Origin of the sequence: Winogradskyella sp. ECml5-4, assembly GCF_036903175.1 — a bacterium.
Taxonomy (GTDB): domain Bacteria; phylum Bacteroidota; class Bacteroidia; order Flavobacteriales; family Flavobacteriaceae; genus Winogradskyella; species Winogradskyella damuponensis.
Genome location: NZ_JAYJLF010000002.1, coordinates 324,563 through 345,981, shown reverse-complemented (window position 1 = coordinate 345,981; position 21,419 = coordinate 324,563). Strand labels below are relative to the sequence as shown.

At 31.7% G+C, this 21,419-nt stretch carries 22 protein-coding genes; 20 read left to right on the top strand and 2 right to left on the bottom strand.

Annotation, left to right across the window (positions count from 1 at the left end):
- The first annotated feature begins 38 nt into the window (after positions 1-38).
- From VDP25_RS03110 to VDP25_RS03085, 6 genes are all read left to right on the top strand, one after another.
- On the top strand, positions 39-320 hold the full coding sequence (locus VDP25_RS03110) for a DUF427 domain-containing protein (RefSeq protein ID WP_215925090.1): 282 nt from the start codon (positions 39-41) through the stop codon (positions 318-320).
- Between the two features lie 16 nt (positions 321-336).
- Positions 337-861, top strand: coding sequence for a peptide-methionine (S)-S-oxide reductase (locus tag VDP25_RS03105; RefSeq protein ID WP_334466744.1), 525 nt, complete (start codon positions 337-339; stop codon positions 859-861).
- Complete coding sequence (locus VDP25_RS03100) at positions 858-2,081, top strand: bifunctional alpha/beta hydrolase/OsmC family protein (RefSeq protein WP_334466741.1); 1,224 nt, start codon at positions 858-860, stop codon at positions 2,079-2,081. The genes VDP25_RS03105 and VDP25_RS03100 overlap by 4 nt, the downstream gene beginning before the upstream one ends.
- Before the next feature lies 1 nt (position 2,082).
- A complete protein-coding gene (gene egtB / locus VDP25_RS03095) occupies positions 2,083-3,237 on the top strand; it encodes an ergothioneine biosynthesis protein EgtB (RefSeq protein ID WP_334466738.1) in 1,155 nt (384 codons plus the stop codon).
- Between the two features lies 1 nt (position 3,238).
- Positions 3,239-4,180 (top strand): L-histidine N(alpha)-methyltransferase, encoded by a 942-nt coding sequence (locus tag VDP25_RS03090; protein WP_334466736.1) that lies wholly within the window; start codon positions 3,239-3,241, stop codon positions 4,178-4,180.
- A gap of 221 nt (positions 4,181-4,401) precedes the next feature.
- The gene (locus VDP25_RS03085; RefSeq protein ID WP_334466733.1) at positions 4,402-5,334 is read left to right on the top strand and encodes a sterol desaturase family protein; all 933 of its coding nucleotides are present in this window, start codon (positions 4,402-4,404) and stop codon (positions 5,332-5,334) included.
- 47 nt (positions 5,335-5,381) lie between these two features.
- Here VDP25_RS03085 and VDP25_RS03080 read toward each other — a convergent pair whose 3' ends face one another.
- The gene (locus VDP25_RS03080; protein WP_334466730.1) at positions 5,382-7,187 is read right to left on the bottom strand and encodes an SLC13 family permease; all 1,806 of its coding nucleotides are present in this window, start codon (positions 7,185-7,187) and stop codon (positions 5,382-5,384) included.
- Positions 7,188-7,461: 274 nt separating this feature from the next.
- Between VDP25_RS03080 and VDP25_RS03075 the strand changes: the two genes are divergently transcribed.
- Entirely contained in the window at positions 7,462-8,304 is an 843-nt protein-coding gene (locus VDP25_RS03075; protein WP_334466727.1) for a phospholipase A, read from the top strand.
- A gap of 5 nt (positions 8,305-8,309) precedes the next feature.
- Here VDP25_RS03075 and VDP25_RS03070 read toward each other — a convergent pair whose 3' ends face one another.
- Positions 8,310-9,308: a metal-dependent hydrolase gene (locus VDP25_RS03070; RefSeq protein ID WP_334466725.1), complete on the bottom strand. Its 999-nt coding sequence runs from the start codon at positions 9,306-9,308 to the stop codon at positions 8,310-8,312.
- Between the two features lie 131 nt (positions 9,309-9,439).
- On the opposite strand from VDP25_RS03070, the gene VDP25_RS03065 reads away from it, so the two are divergent.
- The 13 genes from VDP25_RS03065 (at position 9,440) to VDP25_RS03005 (ending at position 21,353) form a co-directional block, all read left to right on the top strand.
- Entirely contained in the window at positions 9,440-10,456 is a 1,017-nt protein-coding gene (locus VDP25_RS03065) for a c-type heme family protein (protein WP_334466723.1), read from the top strand.
- Positions 10,457-10,469: 13 nt separating this feature from the next.
- Positions 10,470-10,766: a thioredoxin gene (gene trxA, locus VDP25_RS03060; RefSeq protein WP_334466721.1), complete on the top strand. Its 297-nt coding sequence runs from the start codon at positions 10,470-10,472 to the stop codon at positions 10,764-10,766.
- Between the two features lie 371 nt (positions 10,767-11,137).
- Positions 11,138-12,469 carry a cytochrome ubiquinol oxidase subunit I gene (locus VDP25_RS03055; RefSeq protein ID WP_334466718.1) on the top strand — a complete coding sequence of 444 codons (1,332 nt, stop codon included), beginning with the start codon at positions 11,138-11,140 and terminating at the stop codon, positions 12,467-12,469.
- 2 nt (positions 12,470-12,471) lie between these two features.
- Positions 12,472-13,545, top strand: coding sequence for a cytochrome d ubiquinol oxidase subunit II (gene cydB / locus VDP25_RS03050; RefSeq protein ID WP_334466715.1), 1,074 nt, complete (start codon positions 12,472-12,474; stop codon positions 13,543-13,545).
- A gap of 15 nt (positions 13,546-13,560) precedes the next feature.
- On the top strand, positions 13,561-13,857 hold the full coding sequence (locus tag VDP25_RS03045) for a hypothetical protein (protein ID WP_334466712.1): 297 nt from the start codon (positions 13,561-13,563) through the stop codon (positions 13,855-13,857).
- A gap of 79 nt (positions 13,858-13,936) precedes the next feature.
- Positions 13,937-14,551 (top strand): TetR/AcrR family transcriptional regulator, encoded by a 615-nt coding sequence (locus VDP25_RS03040; RefSeq protein WP_334466709.1) that lies wholly within the window; start codon positions 13,937-13,939, stop codon positions 14,549-14,551.
- Position 14,552: 1 nt separating this feature from the next.
- On the top strand, positions 14,553-15,803 hold the full coding sequence (locus tag VDP25_RS03035; protein ID WP_334466706.1) for a TolC family protein: 1,251 nt from the start codon (positions 14,553-14,555) through the stop codon (positions 15,801-15,803).
- 95 nt (positions 15,804-15,898) lie between these two features.
- On the top strand, positions 15,899-16,810 hold the full coding sequence (locus tag VDP25_RS03030; protein WP_334466703.1) for an HlyD family secretion protein: 912 nt from the start codon (positions 15,899-15,901) through the stop codon (positions 16,808-16,810).
- A 30-nt stretch (positions 16,811-16,840) separates the two neighbouring features.
- Positions 16,841-17,299 carry an OsmC family protein gene (locus VDP25_RS03025; RefSeq protein WP_334466700.1) on the top strand — a complete coding sequence of 153 codons (459 nt, stop codon included), beginning with the start codon at positions 16,841-16,843 and terminating at the stop codon, positions 17,297-17,299.
- A gap of 6 nt (positions 17,300-17,305) precedes the next feature.
- Entirely contained in the window at positions 17,306-18,208 is a 903-nt protein-coding gene (locus tag VDP25_RS03020) for an ABC transporter ATP-binding protein (protein WP_334466697.1), read from the top strand.
- Positions 18,209-18,279: 71 nt separating this feature from the next.
- Positions 18,280-19,008, top strand: a complete 729-nt coding sequence (locus tag VDP25_RS03015; RefSeq protein WP_334466694.1) for an ABC transporter ATP-binding protein — start codon at positions 18,280-18,282, stop codon at positions 19,006-19,008.
- Positions 19,009-19,224: 216 nt separating this feature from the next.
- Positions 19,225-19,611, top strand: coding sequence for a GxxExxY protein (locus VDP25_RS03010; RefSeq protein ID WP_334466691.1), 387 nt, complete (start codon positions 19,225-19,227; stop codon positions 19,609-19,611).
- Positions 19,612-20,246: 635 nt separating this feature from the next.
- A complete protein-coding gene (locus tag VDP25_RS03005) occupies positions 20,247-21,353 on the top strand; it encodes an ABC transporter permease (protein ID WP_334466689.1) in 1,107 nt (368 codons plus the stop codon).
- Positions 21,354-21,419: the final 66 nt, after the last annotated feature.

The following is a 21,419-nucleotide window of genomic DNA, read 5'->3' as shown; positions in this document are numbered from 1 at the left end:
ACTATTACGATTAAAATATAAAGTATATAAAGTATATAATGAAAGCAATTTGGGAAAATCAAGTCATCGCAGAAAGTAATAATACAGTGGTCATTGAAGGGAACCATTATTTTCCTCATGAGAGTTTAAATAAAGCGTTTTTTAAACCAAGTGATTTACACTCTACATGTCCATGGAAGGGTAAAGCATCTTATTACACATTAGAAGTAAATGGGAAAGAAAATAATGATGCAGCTTGGTATTATGAGAATCCATCAGAGTTAGCAAAAGGAATAAAAAACCACGTTGCTTTTTGGAGAGGAGTAGAGGTCACAGAATAAAGCGTTGTAAATAGTAATGAAGCACTTTGAAAAAATAGGATTTGGTGGAGGATGTCATTGGTGTACAGAGGCTGTCTTTCAGTCACTTATTGGTGTAGAGCAAGTACAGCAAGGTTGGATTTCTTCAAGCGGAGATAATGCGACATTGTCTGAAGCGGTAATTGTAAATTATAATGCAGCTTTAATTTCGTTAGAGGTGTTAATTGAAATTCATTTGTACACGCATAAAAGTACATCGGATCATAGCATGCGCCAAAAATACCGTTCTGCAATTTATGTTTTTGATAAAATTAAAGAAAACAAGGTGTTAAACGTGCTTAAAATACTGCAATCTAAATTTAATAATAAGTTAGTTACGCAAGTGCTTCCATTTTCAGAATTTAAACCTTCAAGAGAAGCAATTTCAAATTACTATTATAAAAATCCTAACAAACCATTTTGTGAAACCTTTATTAATCCAAAATTAAAATTGCTTTTAGAAAGGTTTGGTAACTATACCGACATAAGTAAAACAGCACATTTAAATATTAAAGTATCATGAAAAGTAACAGAATAAAAATAAAAAATAATAAAGGCTATACACTAGCTGCGCATTTAGAATTACCAGCCAATCAAAAGCCAAATTACTTTGCCGTTTTTGCACATTGTTTTTCATGTACAAGTAATTTAAATGCAACAAGAAATATTTCAAGAGCCTTAACAGCACATGGTTTTGGTGTTGTACGGTTTGATTTTACAGGTTTAGGTAGAAGTGAAGGAGAATTTGCTGAAAGTCATTTCTCAGCAAACGTAGATGATTTAATTGCTGTGAATGATTATATTACAGAACATTTTAAAGCTCCTAGTTTATTAGTAGGACATTCTTTAGGTGGAGCAGCGGTTATAGTTGCAGCATCTAAATTAGAAAATATTAAAGCGGTTGCAACTATAGGTGCACCAGCAACTGTAGAGCACGTAACACAGCATTTTTCACACAATATAGATGAGGTTGCAGATAAAGGAGAGGTGGAAATAAATATTGGTGGACGACCATTTAAGGTAAATCAAGAGTTTATTAAAGATTTTAGTAAAACCGATTTGCCTACGATAACAAAAAACCTACGCAAACCCATACTCATAATGCATGCTCCTTTTGATAATATCGTTGGCGTAGAAAATGCACAACAGTTGTATTTAAAAGCAATGCACCCAAAAAGTTTTGTGAGTTTGCATGATGCAGATCATTTGCTTTCAAGTTCAAAAGATAGCACGTATGTAGGTCGTATGATTGGCGAATGGGTTAAACTGTATTTACCACAGTTAGAAAACAAAATGCTTAGTACAGAAGATGAACAATTAGTGGCACATCTTAATTTAAAAGAGAATAATTTTACAACGCAGCTTCAAACTAAAAATCACACTTTTGTTGGCGACGAGCCTGCTAGTGTTGGTGGAGACGATTTTGGACCGTCTCCTTATGAATATTTAAATGCAGCCATTGCCACATGCACGGCTATGACTTTAAAGTTGTATGCAGAGCGAAAAAAATGGGATTTGCAGGAAGTCTTTGTGTATATTTCTCATGCACGTAAACATAGTGACGAATTAATGTTAGATATTGAAAAACCAGGGTATTTAGACCATATTTCTAAGCGTTTAAAATTTGTTGGAAATTTAGACGACAAGCAGAAACAACGCTTAAAGGAAATTGCTTCTAAGTGTCCTGTTCATAAAACAGTAGCTAGCGAAGTAATATTTGACACTAAAATAATAGAATCATAGTTTGGATACAACAGCCTTAATTACAAAGTTTAAAACAACAAGAAATGCAACAGAAGAGATTTGTAAACCTCTAGAAATCGAAGATTATTCGGTTCAGCCTATTGTAGATGTGTCGCCACCTAAATGGCATTTAGCACATAGCACATGGTTTTTTGAGCAGTTTGTTCTTAAAGCTTTCAAAAAAGGGTATACCGTTTTTAATGATGATTTTGCTTACCTTTTTAATAGTTACTACAATAATGCAGGCGAACGTGTATTGAGACCAAATAGAGGTTTAATGACGCGACCAACTGTAAAAGAGGTTTACGCTTATCGTAAGTTTGTAACGCAAAATGTTATTGATTTATTAACTAAAAATAGCTCGGAAGCCTTATTAGAATTGCTTGAAATAGGTATTAATCACGAGCAGCAACATCAAGAACTGTTGGCTTATGATATTAAATATATTTTAGGACATCAACCTACATTCCCTAAATACGATGCTTATTTTGTACTTTCAGAAGCACAGGAAAAACAAGAATTTATTTCTATTGAAGAAGGAGTTTATGAAATAGGCCATAAACGCAACGATTTCTGTTTTGATAATGAATTAGGCGTTCACAAAGTATATATTCATCCTTTTGAAATTTCAAATCAACTTATAACCAACAAAGCATATCTCGAATTTATTGAAGCTGGAGGTTATCAGGATTTCAATTTGTGGCATGCAGAAGGCTGGGATTTTATTAATAACAATAACATAAAAGCACCTCTATATTGGCATTTTACTAAGGGTAAGTGGCATTATTACAATTGTAATGGTTTGGAAGCGATTAAATTAAATGAACCTGTAATGCACATTAGTTATTATGAAGCCTTTGCTTTTGCAGAATGGAAAGGTATGCGCTTACCAACAGAATTTGAGTGGGAAGTAGCGTCTTCAAAATTTAATTGGGGCGCCTTATGGGAATGGACCGCAAGTGCTTATCAACCGTATCCAAATTTTACAAAAGCAGATGGAGCACTTGGAGAATACAACGGTAAATTTATGATAGGGCTTCAGGTATTAAGAGGTGCCTCTATAGCAACAGCAAAAAATCATAGCAGACACACCTACAGAAACTTTTTTCATCCGAGTTTACAATGGATGTTTTCGGGAATTAGACTTGTAAAATAATATGAATACACAATTTAAAAAAGACTTAATAGAAGGGCTTTCTAAAGAACAAAAAACGCTTTCGTCTAAATATTTTTACGACGATGCTGGCAGCCGGATTTTTCAGGAAATTATGAATATGCCTGAATATTATCTAACTAATAGCGAGTTTGAAATTTTGTCTTTACAGGCGAAGCAAATTATTGAAGCCTTAAATTTTAACGAACCCTTCAATATTATAGAGTTAGGTGCAGGTGATGGCTTTAAGACTTTTAAACTACTGGAATACTTGGTAAATAATAATATCAATTTTCATTATGTACCAATAGATATTTCCCAAGGAGCTATGGATGATTTAACAGGGAAATTGAAACAAAAATTACCACAGCTATCTATTCATCCAAGGGTTGGCGATTATTTTGAAGTACTTTCAAAAGAAAATATGCAAACCAAGATTCCCAGTTTATTATTGTTTTTAGGAAGTAATGTTGGAAATTACTCTAAGAATGAAGCTGTATCGCTTATGCAGCTGTTTAATAGTAATATGAAGCAAGGTGATAAATTGCTTTTAGGTGTAGATTTAAAAAAGAATCCTATAACAATTCAGAATGCTTATTTTGATAAGCATGGCATTACTAAACGGTTTAATATTAATTTGCTTTTACGTATCAATCGTGAGTTTGATGCCGATTTTAAAATAGATGATTTCGATTTTTATTGTCACTATAATCCAATAAATGGCGAAGTGCGTAGTTATATAGTAAGTCTTCGTAATCAGAAAGTAGAATTGAAAAAAATTAACGAAAGTTTCGATTTTACTTATGACGAGTTAATCTGGACAGAATTATCTAAGAAATATAGTCTTAAAGGTATTGAAGAACTTGCTAAGGATAGTAATTTTAAAGTTGAAAATCATTTTTTAGATTGTAAACACTATTTTACGGATACATTATTAATAAAATAAAAATGTAGAAAATTTCTTAATCAAAAGTCGCTACGTTTTAAGACCTAGTGTAATAAATAGAATAATTATCAATTTCATAGGTTTTTAGTACAAATCATATGTATTGGTCCTATATTTTTTAGGATTTAAACTTCTTTTAGTATTATTCCATAAGATGTAATTTAAAGAATATAGAAATTGTATTTTGCGGAAAATGACTACAACTAAAAAAAATATAATAAATGGATTTTACTAATCCTCTCGTTTACGGAGTTCCTTGTTTCTTGGGTTTTATAGCTCTTGAGCTTTCTTATAGCAAAACATTTGATAATAAAAACCTATATAAATGGAGGGATTTAGTATCGAGTTTATCACTGGGAATAGGGTCAGCAGTACTTGGTGCACTTTTAAAAACTGTTTCTGTAATGTTGGTTTTTAATTTTGCTTACGAGATTTTTAATCCTATGGTAGACGGAGTTAGAACTAATATAATGGGATGGGAGTCCTTTGGTTATGCTTGGTATATTTGGGTAATATGTATGCTCTTAGATGATTTTTCTTATTATTGGTTTCATCGTCAAAACCATATGGTTAGAATATTTTGGGCAGCGCATATTGTACATCATTCTTCTAATAATTTTAATTTAGGAACTGCTGTTAGAAATGGTTGGTTTACATTGTTTTATAAACCCTTTTTTTATGTGTGGATTGTTATGATTGGTTTTCCGCCAGCAATGCTTTTATTTTGTTTAGGTCTTGAATCTTTATGGCAATTTCAGCTTCATACGCAGTATGTTAAAAAATTAGGATTCTTTGATAAGTTTCTAAATACACATACCATGCACCAAGTGCACCACGCTAGAAATATTGAATATATGGATAAAAACCATGGAGGTATTCTTAATATTTTTGATCGTGTTTTTGGAACTTGGAAAGAATTAGACGATGAAGTTGATATTGAATACGGAGTTTCAACACCTCCAAATTCCTATAATATCTTTATAATTCTAACTCATGAATACAAAAATATTTGGGAGGATATGAAAAAATCTAAGCAATGGAAACACAAGTTTATGTATGTTTTTGGTCCACCAGGTTGGAGTCACGACGGAAGTACATTAACCATAAAACAAATAAGAAACGAACAAGCTAAAAATGTTTCTAAGGTAAAGTAAAGCGCTATGAAGGCTTAAACTTAAGCACTTGTTGATGTGTTTTTTTATTAAAGAAGAGTTGATAAAACTAGTGTTCCTACAATCCAAAGTATCAAGGATAATACACCTCCAATAATTAAGAAGTGTTTAAACTTATAAGCACCAGTACCATAAATAAGCGTGTTAGTTTGATAGCCAACAGGAGTGAAAAAACTAAAATTAGCACCAAACATAACGGCTAATAAAAATGGTTTGATATCTAAATTCAAACCGCTAGCTACGGCAATAGCAATTGGTGCCATAATAATAGCTGTGGCATTGTTAGAAATAACTCCAGACATAAGCATGGTAATACCAAATAAAATACCTAAAACTACCATTGGAGTTTGATTGCTCATTAAAACTAATAAATATTTAGATAGCCAAGTATCTGCACCACTATTAGACATGGCAATGCCCAATGGAATCATTCCTGCTAATAAAAAAATAATTTGCCAATTGACTTTTTGGTAAACGCTTTCTAACTGAATTATATTAGTTAAGAGCATGGCAGAAACACCAACAAGGGAGGCCGTTAGTATACTTAAAATGCTGGTTGCAGCTAGAGTAATGACTCCTAATAAAATAAAGAGCGCCATTGTTCTTTTAGATTTAGAAACATTGGGTTTAAACTCGTGTTCGTTTAGTATAGCAATATTTTTAATATTATATAAGTCTGAAATTTTATGCTCTTGCATTTCAAGTAGTATACGATCACCAGGCTTAAGATTGATGTCTTTTATGTTTTTACGTAATAAACGTTCTTTTGTATTTCTTATGTTTCTTCGCTTTTTTATAGCAATAGGATAAGCTCCTTGAAAAGACATACGACGTAAACCTCTTAATGTTTTACCAATAAGGTTGGAACCAGGAAGTATAAGAGTTTCTACATAGGTCATATCGTATTCAGAAGTAGCTTTGTCAGAATTTTGAGTTTGTTGTTTTTGTCGTTTTTCATTTAATACAAAACCATTTCTTTTCATAAATGGTTGAAAATTTTCCAAGTTGCTCATTAATACTAAACTATCGTTAGCTAATAGCTTTATGTATTTTCCAGGGTTGTTTATAACTTGGTTATTTCGAATTAGCTTTAAGATTTTTGCATCTTCATTATTAAAAAAATCAATATCACCTAATCTTTCGCCAATTAATGGTGCATCCTTAGTCACTTTAACTGTAAAAACATAAGATTCAATATTGTAATCTTTAGATAAATTGCTTTGTTTTTTCTTTGGCAAAAAGGGAGAAGCAATCGTCATAATTACCAATCCAATTATAAAGAAAACAAGACCATATAAAGAGAATTCAAAGAAACTAAAAGCTTCAATACCATGTTTTTTTGCAATAGAATTCACTAATAAATTAGTAGAAGTACCCATTAAAGTACAGCTTCCACCCAATATACCAGCAAAAGAAATAGGCATTAACAAACGCGATGATGAAAACCCGTATTTTTCAGATAGTTGATTAACTATTTTTATAAAGATAATTACAACTGCAGTTGTACTTATAAAAGCTGAAATACTCGCTGATATAACCATAAATGCAGGTGTGAGTAAAATAAGAGGAAGGATGCTTAATTTTTTAATACCGTCAGATATTAGTTGTATTACACCATTTTCTTCAAGGCCAACAGCTAAAATCATTAAGGCTAATATGGTAATTGTAGCTGGGTTAGCAAAACCACTAATAGCTTCCTCAGGAGTAGCTAATTGTGATAACACTAAAGCAACAATAATAAAGAACGAAATTTTATCTACAGGAAAGAATTCAGTAATAAAAAGCAGAATACTAACACCAATAATCGCAAAAACCAATATAATAGGTAATTCCATAAAAAGTAATGCGTTAAATTAATTGTCTTTTACTTATTGGTCTCATTCACTTTGCCATAATAAGTTTAAACATAAGTTGGGGATACTAAAGATAGTTATCAATTAAGTAAGTTTTGTAACTTAATTAGTAATATTTTTATCTCATTTAGAAGGCGTTAGAGCCACCAAAATAGTCTCTTTAAAATATTTATTTAAGGTATTTTCATTACTGTTTGAGTTAAGTAATTTCAAAATCTAAGCTTAAGTTTGTGTACTATTTTAGAATCTCATTTATATGAAACAATCTTTTTTTACAATTGTAAGTTTTCTTTTTATCTTTTTTACAGCTTCAGAAGTTAATTCGCAAAGCTATACAAAACAAGAGTTAAGAGATTCGATTGCAAAGCTGCCTTATTTTTCAATTCATAAAGACAATTATTTTATTACTGGAGTACCAACAAATAAAACCATTAATAAGAATACGGCAAACGCAAAGTATCAGATTAGTTTTAAACAAATTCTAACCAGAAGTCGCTTACCTTTAGATACTTATTTGTTTATGACTTATACGCAACGGTCTTTTTGGAACATTTATAAAGAATCTTTTCCTTTTAGTGATATTAATTTTAACCCGTCAATTGCTTTAGGAAAGGCTTTTTTTGATAAAAATGATAAATTAAAAGGTATAGCCAATCTTTCGTTTGAACATGAGTCTAATGGTAGAGATAGTATTTTTTCTAGAAGTTGGAACCGTTTGAGCTTAGAATACACAACTAATGTTGCTAAAAACACCATTGGTAGGTTTAAAGTATGGGTGCCTTTTGGTTACAAGGAAGGAAATCCAGATTTATTAGAATACACGGGCTTAGGACAGATTAATCTTTCGCACATTATAAAGCCTGATAAGTTTTTTTTTGATGTAAGAGTTAGAAAAGGTATAAATTTTGATCTAAAAGGATCAATTAGAACACGTGTTTATTTTAATCCATTTGATAATAATATCTCCAATCAATACTTAATACTCGAATGGTTTTTAGGACAAGCAGAGGGGATGTTAAACTATAAACAATCGCAAAGCATGATTAGAATAGGATATGTTATTAGAACCAATGAGTTTAGGTGGTTAGGAGGTAAATAGTAAATTTAGTTTCCTTTTATTCTCTCCCATAAATCTTGAATTAATTTTTTTCCATCGCGTTGCGTTTTTTCTTGTTCTATAAAATTAACATTTCCAGAAGCATCTACATCAATGAAGTATTTAAACACAAAGTTTTGAGATTGAGATTCCATATTCAATAGTCCAAATCGCAAGTCGTTATAGTATAATTTATCATCTATTTTGTTAATGGTGTACCAACCTTCAGAAATAGCAATCATACGTTTTACTTTTTCGTTTTCAATTAGTTTTCCTAGCAGTTCATGGTTTTTAGGGTAACTTTCAAAGGTTATACCCTTAGTGTCAAAAAATGAATAATCGCCTAATAAGTATGCCTCTTTAGTTTCGACATTAGCGTTCCATAAAATGGTATTTAAAGGAGAAGGTCTAATATCTATTTCTTGGTAATTAATATTTTGGGTTTGTAAGGCGCTCTCAAAATGATTTAAAGCTGCGTCTTTTAAAACAAAGGTTAAGGCTAAATAGGCTGTGCTTATAGTTAATCCAATGCCGTTATAAAGTTTTCTTTTTTTAGATGTTCGTTTTTGAAACATCGTTAAAATTAAGAATACTAAAAAAGGTAAGGTGTAAAGTGGGTCAATTACAAAAATGGTTTTAAAAGCCAATCTTATATCCAAAGGCCAAAATAGTTGTGTGCCCCAAGTCGTATGTGCATCTAATATAGGATGTGTTATTAATGCCCAGAAAAATAACCAAGACCAAGCTTTAAAGTCCTTATACTTTTCGTAACGAGAAACTAACCAACCAAAAATAGGAGCAAAGAGCACTGAAAAAACAATAGAATGAGTAAAGCCGCGATGAATCGCCAAAGCCGAAACCGTATCTGTAAAATGAGAAGCAAAAATATCTAGATCTGGTATCGTACCTGCGATAGCACCATATAAAATAGCTTTATTGCCTACTTTGTTTCCTAAGACAGCCTCGCCTACAGCTGCACCTAAAACGATTTGTGTGAGTGAATCCATAATTGGATGTAAAAATACACTTTCTAATACAGAAAATTAGTATAATTTTTATAGTGCTTTTAAGCAGCATTGTAACATTAGTTACCTAAGTATTTCGTATTCCTTACTATCTTTATTCAAACTAAATTTATATGAAAAATTTTATTGGATTTCTTGTGTTAATTATAACTTTAGTGGGTTGCAACTCAAGTCATAAAACTAAAGACACATATAGTAGTACTGATAAATCGAGTGCAGCAACAGAGCATCCTGGTAAAAAGTTAATGGAAGCAAATTGTTATGTGTGTCATAATCCTACCGCAACGCAAGCAGATAGAATTGGTCCACCGATGATTGCCATTAAAAAACATTATATTAATAGTGAAACGAGTAAAGAAGATTTTATTGCTTCAATGCAAACTTGGATTAAAAATCCCAATGTAGAGGATGCTAAAATGTATGGAGCTGTCAAACGATTTGGTGTGATGCCTAAACAGGCATTTGCAGAGAAAACTATAGAACAGATTGCAGATTATATGTATGATTTTGAAATTGAGCAACCAGAATGGTTTGAAGAGCATTTCAATGAAGAACGAGGTAAAGGCATGGGTGATGGTAAAGGCATGGGAAATGGAAATGGTAAAAAACAGGGTATGCAACAAGCCCAAACTAATTTTGAAGACTTGTCTTATGGTGAGAGAGGTTTAAAGTACGCCTTGACAACAAAAGCCGTTTTGGGTAAAAATTTAATGGGAACCATTCAGAAAAAAGGAGTATTGGAAGCCTTAACATTTTGTAATGAACGCGCGTATCCTTTAACCGATAGTATGTCAGTGGTGCATAATGCTGTTATTAGACGTGTGTCGGATAAACCAAGAAATCCAAAAAATAAAGCAAATTCAGAAGAATTAGATTATATAAACACCTTTAAAAAGGGTATCGCTAATAATGAAGAGGCAAGCCCAATTGTAAAAGAATTAGACAATAAAGTAAAGGTTTATTACCCAATTACGACTAACACAATGTGTCTTCAATGTCACGGAAAACCTAATGAAACATTGAATGAAACCACTTTAACTAGAATTAAGAGTTTATATCCTATGGATAAAGCAATTGGTTATAATATTAACGAGGTAAGAGGTATCTGGAGTATCACTTACGATAAATAAAAATAAGTCAGGTATGAGCAAATTTTCAGAAATAATAAATCAAGATCAACCCGTTTTAGTTGATTTTTTTGCAGATTGGTGTGGACCATGTAAAATGTTGAGCCCAATTTTAAAACAAGTAAAAGAGGCTATGGGTGAAGATGTTAGTATCATTAAAATTGATGTCGATAAAAATCAAGCTCTAGCTTCAAAATACCAAGTGAGAGGTGTGCCAACTATGCTTTTGTTTAAAAATGGGAAGCAAGTATGGAGGCAGTCTGGAGTGCTTCAAAAAGATGAGATTATAAATGTTATAAAATCATCTAATTAATTTTTAAAGATTGTTTAATATTTTTTCTTAGAATGACAAATGTCATGTTTAATAAAAAAATAAGTAATTATTTTTATACCCAGAAAAAATAGATAATTTATATGATTAATTCTTCAATAACATTGTATAGTTGGACGAGTGGAGTGGTAATGATAATAATCTTCGCGTTAGTCTGTATTACCTTAGTGGGTATATTAATTAACTTTATGTCAAAGGGAAAACCTAAAGACGAAGAGCCAGAAGAAAGATAGTTATAACATATTTATAAAAATATAAAAAAGGTTATCTGTAATACAGATAGCCTTTCTTTGTATCAAAAGTTACTTAATTTCTTCTTTTTCATTCGTATTTTTATAGCTTAAAATTTGGCTATGGAAGACATGATCTTTTACGATAGATTGCAATTTGCATTTACTATCACTTTCCACTATATATTTCCGCAATTAACCATGGGATTGTCATTAATGATAGTCTACTTTAAATGGAAATTCCTTAGAACTAAAATTGATAAATATAACAATGCAGCAAAGTTTTTTATGAAAATCTTTGCTATTAATTTTACTATGGGAGTGGTAACAGGAATTCCAATGGAATTTCAATTTGGAACCAATTGGGCAAAGTTCTCAGAACTCACAGGTGGTATTATTGGTCAGACTCTAGCTATGGAAGGCATGTTCTCTTTCTTCTTGGAATCCTCGTTTTTAGCATTGTTCATTTTTGGTGAAAAACTAATGGGACAAAAACTGCACTTTCTAACTGGTTTTTTAGTCTTTTTAGGCTCTTGGGCAAGTGGATGGTTTATTTTGGCCACCAATGCTTGGATGCAACATCCAGTAGGCTACGAGATTTTAGATAATGGTAAATTTGTTTTAGAAAACTTTTCGGCACTCTTTACGAATCCTTGGTTATTACCTGCTTTTTTACATAATCAATTAGCGTCTGTGGTAACGTCTTCTTTCGTTGTCGCAAGTATTGGTGCATTTTATGTATTAAGAAATAAACAAACCGAATATGGTAGACTGTTCTTAAAAACAGGTGTTGTTTTTGGTTTAATCTCTAGTATTTTGGTTGCATTCCCAACAGGAGATTGGAATGCTAAAAATGTTGCAGAATACCAACCAGCAGCTTTTGCAGCTATGGAAGGGATTTTTGAAACGGAAGAAGCTGGAGCTGAAATTGTACTTATTGGACAACCTAATATGGTTGAAAAAAAGCTAGATAATAAAATTGCAGTACCCAATATACTAAGCTTCTTAACGCATCAGGATTGGAATAAACAAATTCCAGGAATGGATCAATTTAAAGAAGAGGAATTACCAGATAATATTCCTGCGCTTTACTATTCGTACCATATAATGGTTGGTTTAGGTACTATTTTTATTGGAGTAATGGCTTTAGCGCTTTTCTTTTTATGGCGAAAAAAATTATATACTATAAAACCTCTATTGTGGACTATCATGTTTTTAGTTCCATTTCCATATATCGCAAATCTTACAGGTTGGTATACTGCAGAATTAGGAAGACAACCTTACCTCGTTTACGGTTTATTAAAAACAAGTGATGGTATTTCACCAACAGTATCTTCAGGTAATACATTATTTACCTTACTTGGTTTTGTCGCATTATATATGCTACTAGGCTTATTATTTTTAGTCTTAGTTGGTAAAACTATTAATCATGGTCCAAAACCCCAAACACATTAATTATGGAAGTATTTTGGTATATAGCAATTGCGCTAGTTTTAGCAGTGTTTTTTATTTTAGATGGTTACGATTTTGGAGCAGGCATCATCCATTTATTCTTTGCTAAAAAAGAAAAAGATAAAGAAGTAATAGCAAAATCTGCCGGCTTATTTTGGGACTCAAATGAGGTTTGGCTCGTTGCAGCAGGCGGAATGCTTTTTATGGCTTTTCCTACGTTTTATGCCTCTGTTTTTAGTGGATTTTATTTGCCTTTAATTATCGTATTATGGTTAATCATTTTTAGAGCTATTGGTTTAGAGTTTAGAGGACAATTTAAATATCAAATGTGGAAAGACATTTGGGACGCCTCATTCGGAGTTTCTAGTTTGTTATTAGCCTTGTTCTTTGGTATTGCCTTGGGGAATGTTGTAAGAGGTGTAAATTTAGGAGGTGTAGAAAACGGCGCCTCTGCATACGAAGGCCATTATTTTTTCTTACCCTTATGGGACAGTAGTTTTAGTCCTTTAAGTGACACACCAGGCATTATAGATTGGTTTACAATAATTATAGGTTTAATTTCTGTGGTCACCTTAGCGATTCACGGAGCCAATTGGGTGATTTTAAAAACCAATTCATCAATTAATAATAAGCTTACAGGTGTTGTTTTTAAGTTGAATATAGTACTAGCAGCACTAACTGTATTATCATTAATTGTTTGGCAAATTGTAAATCCTAATGCGTTAAACAACTATATAGAAAGACCTTATTTAATAGTGTTTCCTGTTGTTTATTTTACAGGTTTAATAGGATTGTTTTTTATTAAAAAATTCAAAAAAGAAAATCAAGGTTTTTTGTTTTCTACCATACTAATTGTTGGCGGAATTACATCGTCTTTGGCATCATTATTTCCTGTAATATTACCATCAATCAATAACACTCATGAACACTTAACTATTTACAATACAGCTGCAGAACATTATGGTCTGTCAGTAGCTTTTAATTGGGCAATTATTGGGTTTATTCTTTTAATTGTTTACTTCATAGTTCAAAAAAGACTCATGGGAGGAAAGGTTGATAAAATGGATTACGGGCACTAATCTAAACTTGTTATTATGACTGAAACATTAATTTCTTTAATTAGTATACTAACAGGAATAATAGCTGCCAATACTTTTGGATATATTAAAAAGTCATATACGTTTGGCTTTACTGGAAATACATTAATTGGCGTATTTGGAAGCATTTTAGTTTTAAAATCTTTTGGACGATTAGGTTTTAATCCATGGTCAATAATGAAAGATGGAAGTATTGATGTTTCTTTATTTGTCATCAATATATTGGTGTCTGCTTTAGGTGGAATTATCGGACTCGTATTAGCTAAGATGATATTTCGAAAGATGAATACATAAATATAAAATAATCAAACAGGTGATGGTTTGATTATTTTTTGTAAATTTATTAACCAATTGGTTAAACCATATAGTTAAAATGAAAAAAACAAAAGACGAAAATACCGAAGAGCTAATACTAAATGCAGCAAAACACATTTTTCAATCTAAAGGAATGGTTGGCGCAAGAATGCAAGAAATAGCCGATAAAGCAGGTATTAATAAAGCGATGTTGCATTATTACTATAGAAATAAGCAGTTATTGTTTGAAGCTGTTTTTAAGAATGCATTTTCGTTGTTAGCACCACAATTGAATGCCGTTTTAAATGATGATTCTTCTATTGAAGATAAAGTGAAAAATTTCACATTAAACTATATAAACTTTATAGCGAAGCATCCGTATTTGCCAAATTTTATCATTCAAGAACTCAATAGGAATCCAGATTTTCTTTTAAAAATGAAAGATAATCCAGCTTTTCCTAATATTGAAAAATTTAAGAAACAAGTCGCTCAGGAAGTTGAAAAAGGTATTTTAAAACCCATTAGTGCCGAACAATTATTTATCAATATTATGGCTTTAAATGTTTTTCCGTTTGTTGCAAAACCGTTACTCGTGGCATTCACTAATACCGATGATAAAACCTACAAAAAACTCATAGAGGATCGTAAAACAGAAGTTGCCGACTTTATTATTAATTCTATAAAGCATACTTAAAATGAAGCAGTTATTAATAATTTTATTCCTCTTAGTTGGCTTACCAAGTGTTGCACAACAAAGCATTACATTAGAAGAATGCTATGATTTAGTGACAGAAAACTATCCGTTAGCAAAACAGTCAAAACTTTTTGAGGCGCAAAACAAATTAGATGCAGAAGTTATTGCTACTTCAAAATTACCTCAGTTAAGCTTAGATGCACAAGCGACGTATCAGTCTGATGTGATTCAGTTTCCTTTGGCAATGTCAGGAATCGAACCATTAAATAAAGACCAATATCGTGCAACCGTTTCTGTAAACCAATTAATTTATAATGGAGGAGCAACAGCAGCGTCTTTAGATTTAAAATCGGCGCAACTAAAAACGAAACAAAAACAAGTCGAAGTCAGTTTATACCAACTTAAACAGCAAATTAATCAACTCTATTTTTCTGTGTTGTTAGCGCAAGAATCTCAATTATTATTAAAAGCGAAAAAGGTTCAATTAGAAGCAAAACTAAAGGAAGTACAATCAGGAATTAAGTATGGTGTTATTTTGCCAACTTCAGATAAAGTTTTAGAGGCTGAATTATTAAAAATAAACCAACAATGCAACGCATTAGAAAGTAACAAAGCAACCCTTATCGAAACATTATCAAGTTTAATAAGTCAGCCAATAGATGCTTCAATAACATTTCAAAAACCACTTATAGAAACACAGTTACGAACAGAATTAGCAAGACCAGAACTGGAATTATTTCAATTTAAAAAAGATGAAATTGAAAATTATGAAACCCTGTTATCAAAACAAAACGCACCTAAATTACTTGGTTTTGCAACAGGAGGTTATGGCAATCCAGGATTAAATATGTTAGATAATTCGTTTCAAACATTTTACACCGTTGGTGTTAAAGTGAATTGGACTGTTTTCGATTGGAATGCGAACAAAAAGCAAAGAGCATCTTTAGCTATCAACAAAGATTTTATAGAGAATGAAACCGAAATTTTTAAACTCAATACTAACATTGCGCTAAATCAACAACAAAAAGAAATCGATAAAATTGAATCTTTTATTACTTCAGATTTAGAAATAATTAATCTTAGAAAAGACGTGCTAAAATCGGCAGATTCACAACTTAAAAATGGTGTGATTACATCTTCGGCATACATCACAGAACTCACTAATTTATACGAAGATGAAAACACCTTGATAAAACATAACATTCAGTTACAATTGGCAAAAGCAAATTATAATGTCATTAAAGGACAATAGAAGAAGATCTAATAGATTCCGCAGATTAGAGTAGAGAAATAAATAGTAAGATCTGCGAAAATCAGCGAAATCTGCGGGAAACAAAAACCATAAATATGAAAAATAATAAATACATACTAGGACTAAGCATTATTGCTTTTAGCTTGTTTTCTTGTGGAAACAATAACGGAAAAGCAGATGGCTATGGGAATTTTGAAGCCACTGAAATAACCATTTCAGCAGAAACTAATGGGAAACTAATGCAGTTTAATCTCGATGAAGGCGATGTGCTTCAAAAAGAACAATTTATGGGCTATATAGATACTATTCCTTTAGCATTAAAACGTGAGCAGTTAGCGGTCTCTAAAGCTATCATTGCTTCAAAATCTAAAGGAGTCTTATCTCAAATAGCGGTTTTAAATTCTAAATTAAAAACAGCAAATACCAATAAAACACGAATAGAAAATCTGATAAAAGATAATGCAGGAACACAAAAGCAATTAGATGATATAATAGGAGAAATTGATGTCATAAAAAATCAAATTAGAAGTATCGAAATTCAAAATGCACCTGTTGTGAATGAGCTTAAATCTATTGATGTGCAGTTAAAACAAATTGACGACCAAATCCATAAAAGTAAAATTGTAAATCCTTTAATCGGAACCGTTTTAACCAAATACGCAGAACCAAATGAAATTACTGCTTTTGGAAAACCGTTGTATAAAATTGCCGATTTAAGCACCATGCAATTACGAGTTTATATAAGCGAAACGCAATTAGCTAATATTAAAATAGGACAGGAAGTAACGGTTAAAATTGATGATGTAGATGTCATGAAATCCTACAAAGGAACGATTAGCTGGATAGCTTCGGAAGCAGAATTCACACCAAAAATAATTCAGACTAAAGAAGAACGTGTGGCCTTAGTTTATGCCGTAAAAGTGGATGTTAAAAACGATGGAAGCCTAAAAATTGGAATACCAGCCGAACTATGGCTAAATGCTTCGGAGGAACCTATGAATAATTAAATAAAAAACCATAACTAAAATTATAGAATCATGGAAAAACATATTTATAACGTCGATATTAAATGGACGCAAGACAGAAAAGGAACCATGTGTTCCCCAGAATTGAAAAATGAGGCAACTAATGAAACTAATTGCATTGAAGTGGCAACACCACCAGAATTTCCTGGCGGAATGTCAAATATTTGGTCACCAGAGCATTTATTTACAGCAGCAGTAAGTAGTTGTTTGATGACTACTTTTTTAGCAATTGCAGAATATTCAAAATTAGAATTTGTGAGTTTTGCATGTGGTTCTAAAGGTATTCTAGAAAAAGTGGATGGCAAATTTGCAATAAGTGAAGTGTTATTATTTCCAGAAGTTGTAATTACAGACGCATCTAAAAGAGAACGTACAGAACGTATTTTAGAAAAATCGGAAAAAGCCTGTTTAATTTCAAATTCTGTGACTTCAAAAATTACAATGGAAGCTAAAATTATAGTTCAAAATTAAAATTTAGTGAGTATAACGGTCAACCATATTAGTAAGTCTTATAAAAACGTAAAGGCCTTAGAAGATATTTCTTTTCAAGTAAAAGAAGGGGAGCTTTTTGGACTTATTGGTCCTGATGGCGCAGGAAAAACAACGTTGTTTAGAATTTTAACAACACTTTTAATTGCTAATGAAGGTTGTGCAACGGTTGCTGATTTTGATGTGGTTGTAGACTATAAAAAGATTCGGAATAATGTGGGTTATATGCCAGGAAAATTTTCACTCTATCAAGATTTAACGATTGAAGAAAATTTAAACTTCTTCGCAACTATTTTCGGAACTACCATTGAAGAAAACTACGATTTAATAAAAGACATTTATGTTCAAATAGAACCTTTTAAAGACCGTCGTGCAGGTAAACTTTCTGGAGGAATGAAACAAAAGTTGGCTTTATGTTGTGCTTTAATTCACAAACCAAAGGTGTTGTTTCTAGATGAGCCAACAACAGGAGTTGATCCAGTGTCGAGAAAAGAATTTTGGGACATGCTTAAACGTTTGCAACAAAAAGGCATTACCATTTTGGTATCTACACCATATATGGATGAAGCAGCTTTGTGTGATAGAATTGCATTAATTCAAGATGGTAAAATTTTGCAGATTGATACACCTCAAGCTATAGTGAAACATTATCCAAAAAGGATTTATAATGTTAGGGCAAGCAATACATACCAACTCATAAATGCTTTAAATGATTATGAATACAACCATAGTGTTTATCCTTTTGGCGAGTTTGTACATTATACAGATAGCAGAGAAGATTTTAATCCGGAAGATTTAATAGATTATTTACAATCTAAAGATTTATCGCATATAGAAATCGGAAAAACCGAACCAACCATTGAAGATACCTTTATGGAATTAGCTAAATAAATGTCTGTTCGAGCGCAGTCGAGAACTAATAAGACATCTCGACTGCGCTTGATTAGACAAAAAAGAACTAAATGAACAAAAAGAACGTCATAGAAGCTCAAAACCTAACCAAAATGTTTGGTGATTTTACAGCAGTAAACGCTATTTCTTTTGATGTTAAAAAAGGAGAAATATTTGGCTTTTTGGGAGCAAATGGAGCAGGGAAAACTACAGCCATGAAAATGCTGATTGGTATTTCAAAACCTACTTCTGGAGCTGCCAATGTTGCAGGTTTTGATGTGTTTACTAATGCAGAAGACATCAAGAAAAATATTGGTTACATGAGTCAGAAGTTCGCGCTGTATGACGATTTAACGGTTAAAGAAAACATCACATTCTTTGGTGGAATTTATGGTTTGTCAAGAAAAAGTATCAAAGAGAAATCTGCTGTATTAATAGAAGAGTTAGGACTAGAAAAGGTGGCTAGTAAATTAGTAGGTTCTTTACCATTAGGCTGGAAACAAAAACTATCCTTTTCAGTGGCTTTACTTCATGATCCTAAAATTGTTTTTTTAGATGAACCAACAGGAGGTGTTGACCCAATTACGAGACGCCAATTTTGGGAAATGATTTACAAAGCTGCAAACCAAGGAACAACCGTTTTTGTTACCACACATTACATGGATGAAGCTGAGTATTGCGATCGCGTGTCTATAATGGTAAACGGAAAAATAGAAGCTTTAGACACCCCTAAAAAGCTTAAGCAACAGTTTAACGTTGCAAATATGAACGATGTGTTTTTAAAACTAGCAAGAGGATAGAGAATTTCCCGCAGATTTCTCAGATTTTCGCAGAAATGGACTTAAAAAAAATCTGCACTTATCAGCAAAATTAGTGGGATATATAGAGTTTATAAGAAAAATGTTCAGCAGATAATGCGGATTTTAGCAGAAAGAGTAAATATTATATAAGGAATAATACTAAAAAAAACATCTGCGATAATCTGCGTAATCTACGGAAATAAAAATCAAATAATTATGGAGGAAAAAACAGAAAATGAAATATCCTATATAATCAGAGGAGCGATTTTTAAAGTCTATAATGAATTAGGTCCGGGTTTATTCGAGTCTGTATACGAAGCTGTGTTGATGTATGAACTAGAGAAACAAGGATTATCAGTTAAAAAACAAGTTCCGTTGCCTGTGTTTTATGATGGTATAGAATTAGAAATTGGATTCAGATTAGATTTATTAGTTAATAATAAAGTAATAATCGAAATAAAATCGGTAGAAACTTTATCCAAAGTACATCACAAGCAAGTTTTGACTTACTTAAAAATTTCAGAATTAAAACTAGGTATTTTAGTGAACTTCAATGTGGATGATATAACAAAAGGGATTTTTAGAAAAGTACATGGATTATAAAAAAATATCCCGCAGATTTCTCAGATTTTCGCAGAAATGGACTTAAAAAAATCTGCGCTTATCAGCGAAATCAGCGGGAGAAACAGAGATATAAAATTATCTTGAGATAATACAGGTTAGAGTAGAAAGAGTAAATATCAAGTCAAGGAAAAAACAAAAAAGATCAGCGATAATAAACGGAACCAGCGGGAGAAACAGAGATATAAAATTATCCTGAGATAATACAGGTTAGAGTAGAAAGAGTAAATAAAGGAAAAATTAAAAAAGATCAGCGGTAATCAGTAAAATCAGCGGGAGATAGATAGTTATAAAAAATGTCCAGCAGATAATACAGGTTTGAGTAGAAAGAGTAAATATCAAATAAAAACAAAAAAAGATCAGCGCTTATCAGCGAAATCAGCGGGAGAAACAGAGATATAAAATTATCTTGAGATAATACAGGTTTGAGTAGAAATAGTAAATATCAAGTCAAGGAAAAAACAAAAAAGATCAGCGATAATCAACGGAACCAGCGGGAGAAAACATCTCTTAGATAAAGAGGATTTTGACGTGAAAAATAAATGTAAAATCAAAAGATAACATTTAAAAAAAATCTGCGGTAATCTGCGAAATCTGCGGGAGAAAAGAAATAAATAATGAAAAGATTCATAGGCTTCATAAAAAAAGAATTCTATCACATTTTTAGAGATAGACGCTCGTTGTTTATTCTCTTCGGAATGCCAATAGCACAAATTATGCTCTTCGGCTTTGCGATTACCAATGAAATAAACAATGTAGATATTGCTGTTTTAGACCATTCAAAAGACGCAACAACAAAAGAAATTATTAATAAAATTTCAGCTTCAAAATACTTTAGTATCAATCAATTTATTGATAGAGAATCAGATATTGAAACTATTTTCAAAAAAGGAAAAGTAAAAGCCGTTTTAAATTTCGAGGAAGGTTTCAGTAAAAGCTTAATTAAAGATCATACAGCAACTATACAAATTATTACAGATGCTACAGATCCTAATACTGCAAATACAATAAGTAATTATGTCAATGCTATTCTTCAGCAATATCAAAAAGGATTGAATAAAGACATCACAATTGCCTATCAAATTGTACCACAAACCAGAATGGTTTATAATCCAGAATTAAAAAGCGTCTACATGTTTGTTCCTGGTGTAATGACTATCATTTTAATGCTCGTTTCCGCAATGATGACTTCAATTTCTATTACAAGAGAAAAGGAATTAGGAACTATGGAAATCCTTTTAGTGTCACCTATAAAACCAATTCAAGTTATTGTTGGTAAAGTGTTTCCTTATATTTTTCTGTCTATTATAAACGCCATCGTCATTGTAGTTTTAAGCATATTCATATTTAAAATGCCAGTTCAAGGAAGCTTGTTTTTATTAGCTTTTGAAAGTGTTTTATTCATAATCACAGCATTAGCTTTAGGGATTTTAATCTCAACAATTTCTGCAACACAGCAAACAGCAATGATGATTTCTTTAATGGGATTAATGCTACCTGTAATTCTATTATCAGGTTTTATTTTTCCAATATCAAGCATGCCTTTACCATTACAAGTGATTAGTAACATCATTCCTGCAAAATGGTTTATCATCATCATAAAAGGGATTATGCTAAAAGGAGTAGGGTTACAATATCTATGGAAAGAAACCTTGATTTTAGTTGGAATGACCATCTTTTTTATTGGATTAAGTGTGAAGAAATATAAAATACGATTAGAGTAAAAAAAGTTAGTTGTCCTGCAAGGTTTTAAAAACCTTGTAGGTCTAAGAATTAAAAAAAAGATTCCT

Bases quoted from the DNA above. Each gene is read 5' to 3' on its own strand.
- VDP25_RS03110 (WP_215925090.1), top strand. From the start codon at position 39: ATGAAAGCAATTTGGGAAAATCAAGTCATCGCAGAAAGTAATAATACA.
- VDP25_RS03105 (WP_334466744.1), top strand. From the start codon at position 337: ATGAAGCACTTTGAAAAAATAGGATTTGGTGGAGGATGTCATTGGTGT.
- VDP25_RS03100 (WP_334466741.1), top strand. From the start codon at position 858: ATGAAAAGTAACAGAATAAAAATAAAAAATAATAAAGGCTATACACTA.
- VDP25_RS03090 (WP_334466736.1), top strand. From the start codon at position 3,239: ATGAATACACAATTTAAAAAAGACTTAATAGAAGGGCTTTCTAAAGAA.
- VDP25_RS03085 (WP_334466733.1), top strand. From the start codon at position 4,402: ATGGATTTTACTAATCCTCTCGTTTACGGAGTTCCTTGTTTCTTGGGT.
- VDP25_RS03080 (WP_334466730.1), bottom strand. From the start codon at position 7,187: ATGGAATTACCTATTATATTGGTTTTTGCGATTATTGGTGTTAGTATT.
- VDP25_RS03075 (WP_334466727.1), top strand. From the start codon at position 7,462: ATGAAACAATCTTTTTTTACAATTGTAAGTTTTCTTTTTATCTTTTTT.
- VDP25_RS03070 (WP_334466725.1), bottom strand. From the start codon at position 9,308: ATGGATTCACTCACACAAATCGTTTTAGGTGCAGCTGTAGGCGAGGCT.
- VDP25_RS03065 (WP_334466723.1), top strand. From the start codon at position 9,440: ATGAAAAATTTTATTGGATTTCTTGTGTTAATTATAACTTTAGTGGGT.
- trxA (WP_334466721.1), top strand. From the start codon at position 10,470: ATGAGCAAATTTTCAGAAATAATAAATCAAGATCAACCCGTTTTAGTT.
- VDP25_RS03055 (WP_334466718.1), top strand. From the start codon at position 11,138: ATGGAAGACATGATCTTTTACGATAGATTGCAATTTGCATTTACTATC.
- cydB (WP_334466715.1), top strand. From the start codon at position 12,472: ATGGAAGTATTTTGGTATATAGCAATTGCGCTAGTTTTAGCAGTGTTT.
- VDP25_RS03045 (WP_334466712.1), top strand. From the start codon at position 13,561: ATGACTGAAACATTAATTTCTTTAATTAGTATACTAACAGGAATAATA.
- VDP25_RS03040 (WP_334466709.1), top strand. From the start codon at position 13,937: ATGAAAAAAACAAAAGACGAAAATACCGAAGAGCTAATACTAAATGCA.
- VDP25_RS03035 (WP_334466706.1), top strand. From the start codon at position 14,553: ATGAAGCAGTTATTAATAATTTTATTCCTCTTAGTTGGCTTACCAAGT.
- VDP25_RS03030 (WP_334466703.1), top strand. From the start codon at position 15,899: ATGAAAAATAATAAATACATACTAGGACTAAGCATTATTGCTTTTAGC.
- VDP25_RS03025 (WP_334466700.1), top strand. From the start codon at position 16,841: ATGGAAAAACATATTTATAACGTCGATATTAAATGGACGCAAGACAGA.
- VDP25_RS03015 (WP_334466694.1), top strand. From the start codon at position 18,280: ATGAACAAAAAGAACGTCATAGAAGCTCAAAACCTAACCAAAATGTTT.
- VDP25_RS03010 (WP_334466691.1), top strand. From the start codon at position 19,225: ATGGAGGAAAAAACAGAAAATGAAATATCCTATATAATCAGAGGAGCG.
- VDP25_RS03005 (WP_334466689.1), top strand. From the start codon at position 20,247: ATGAAAAGATTCATAGGCTTCATAAAAAAAGAATTCTATCACATTTTT.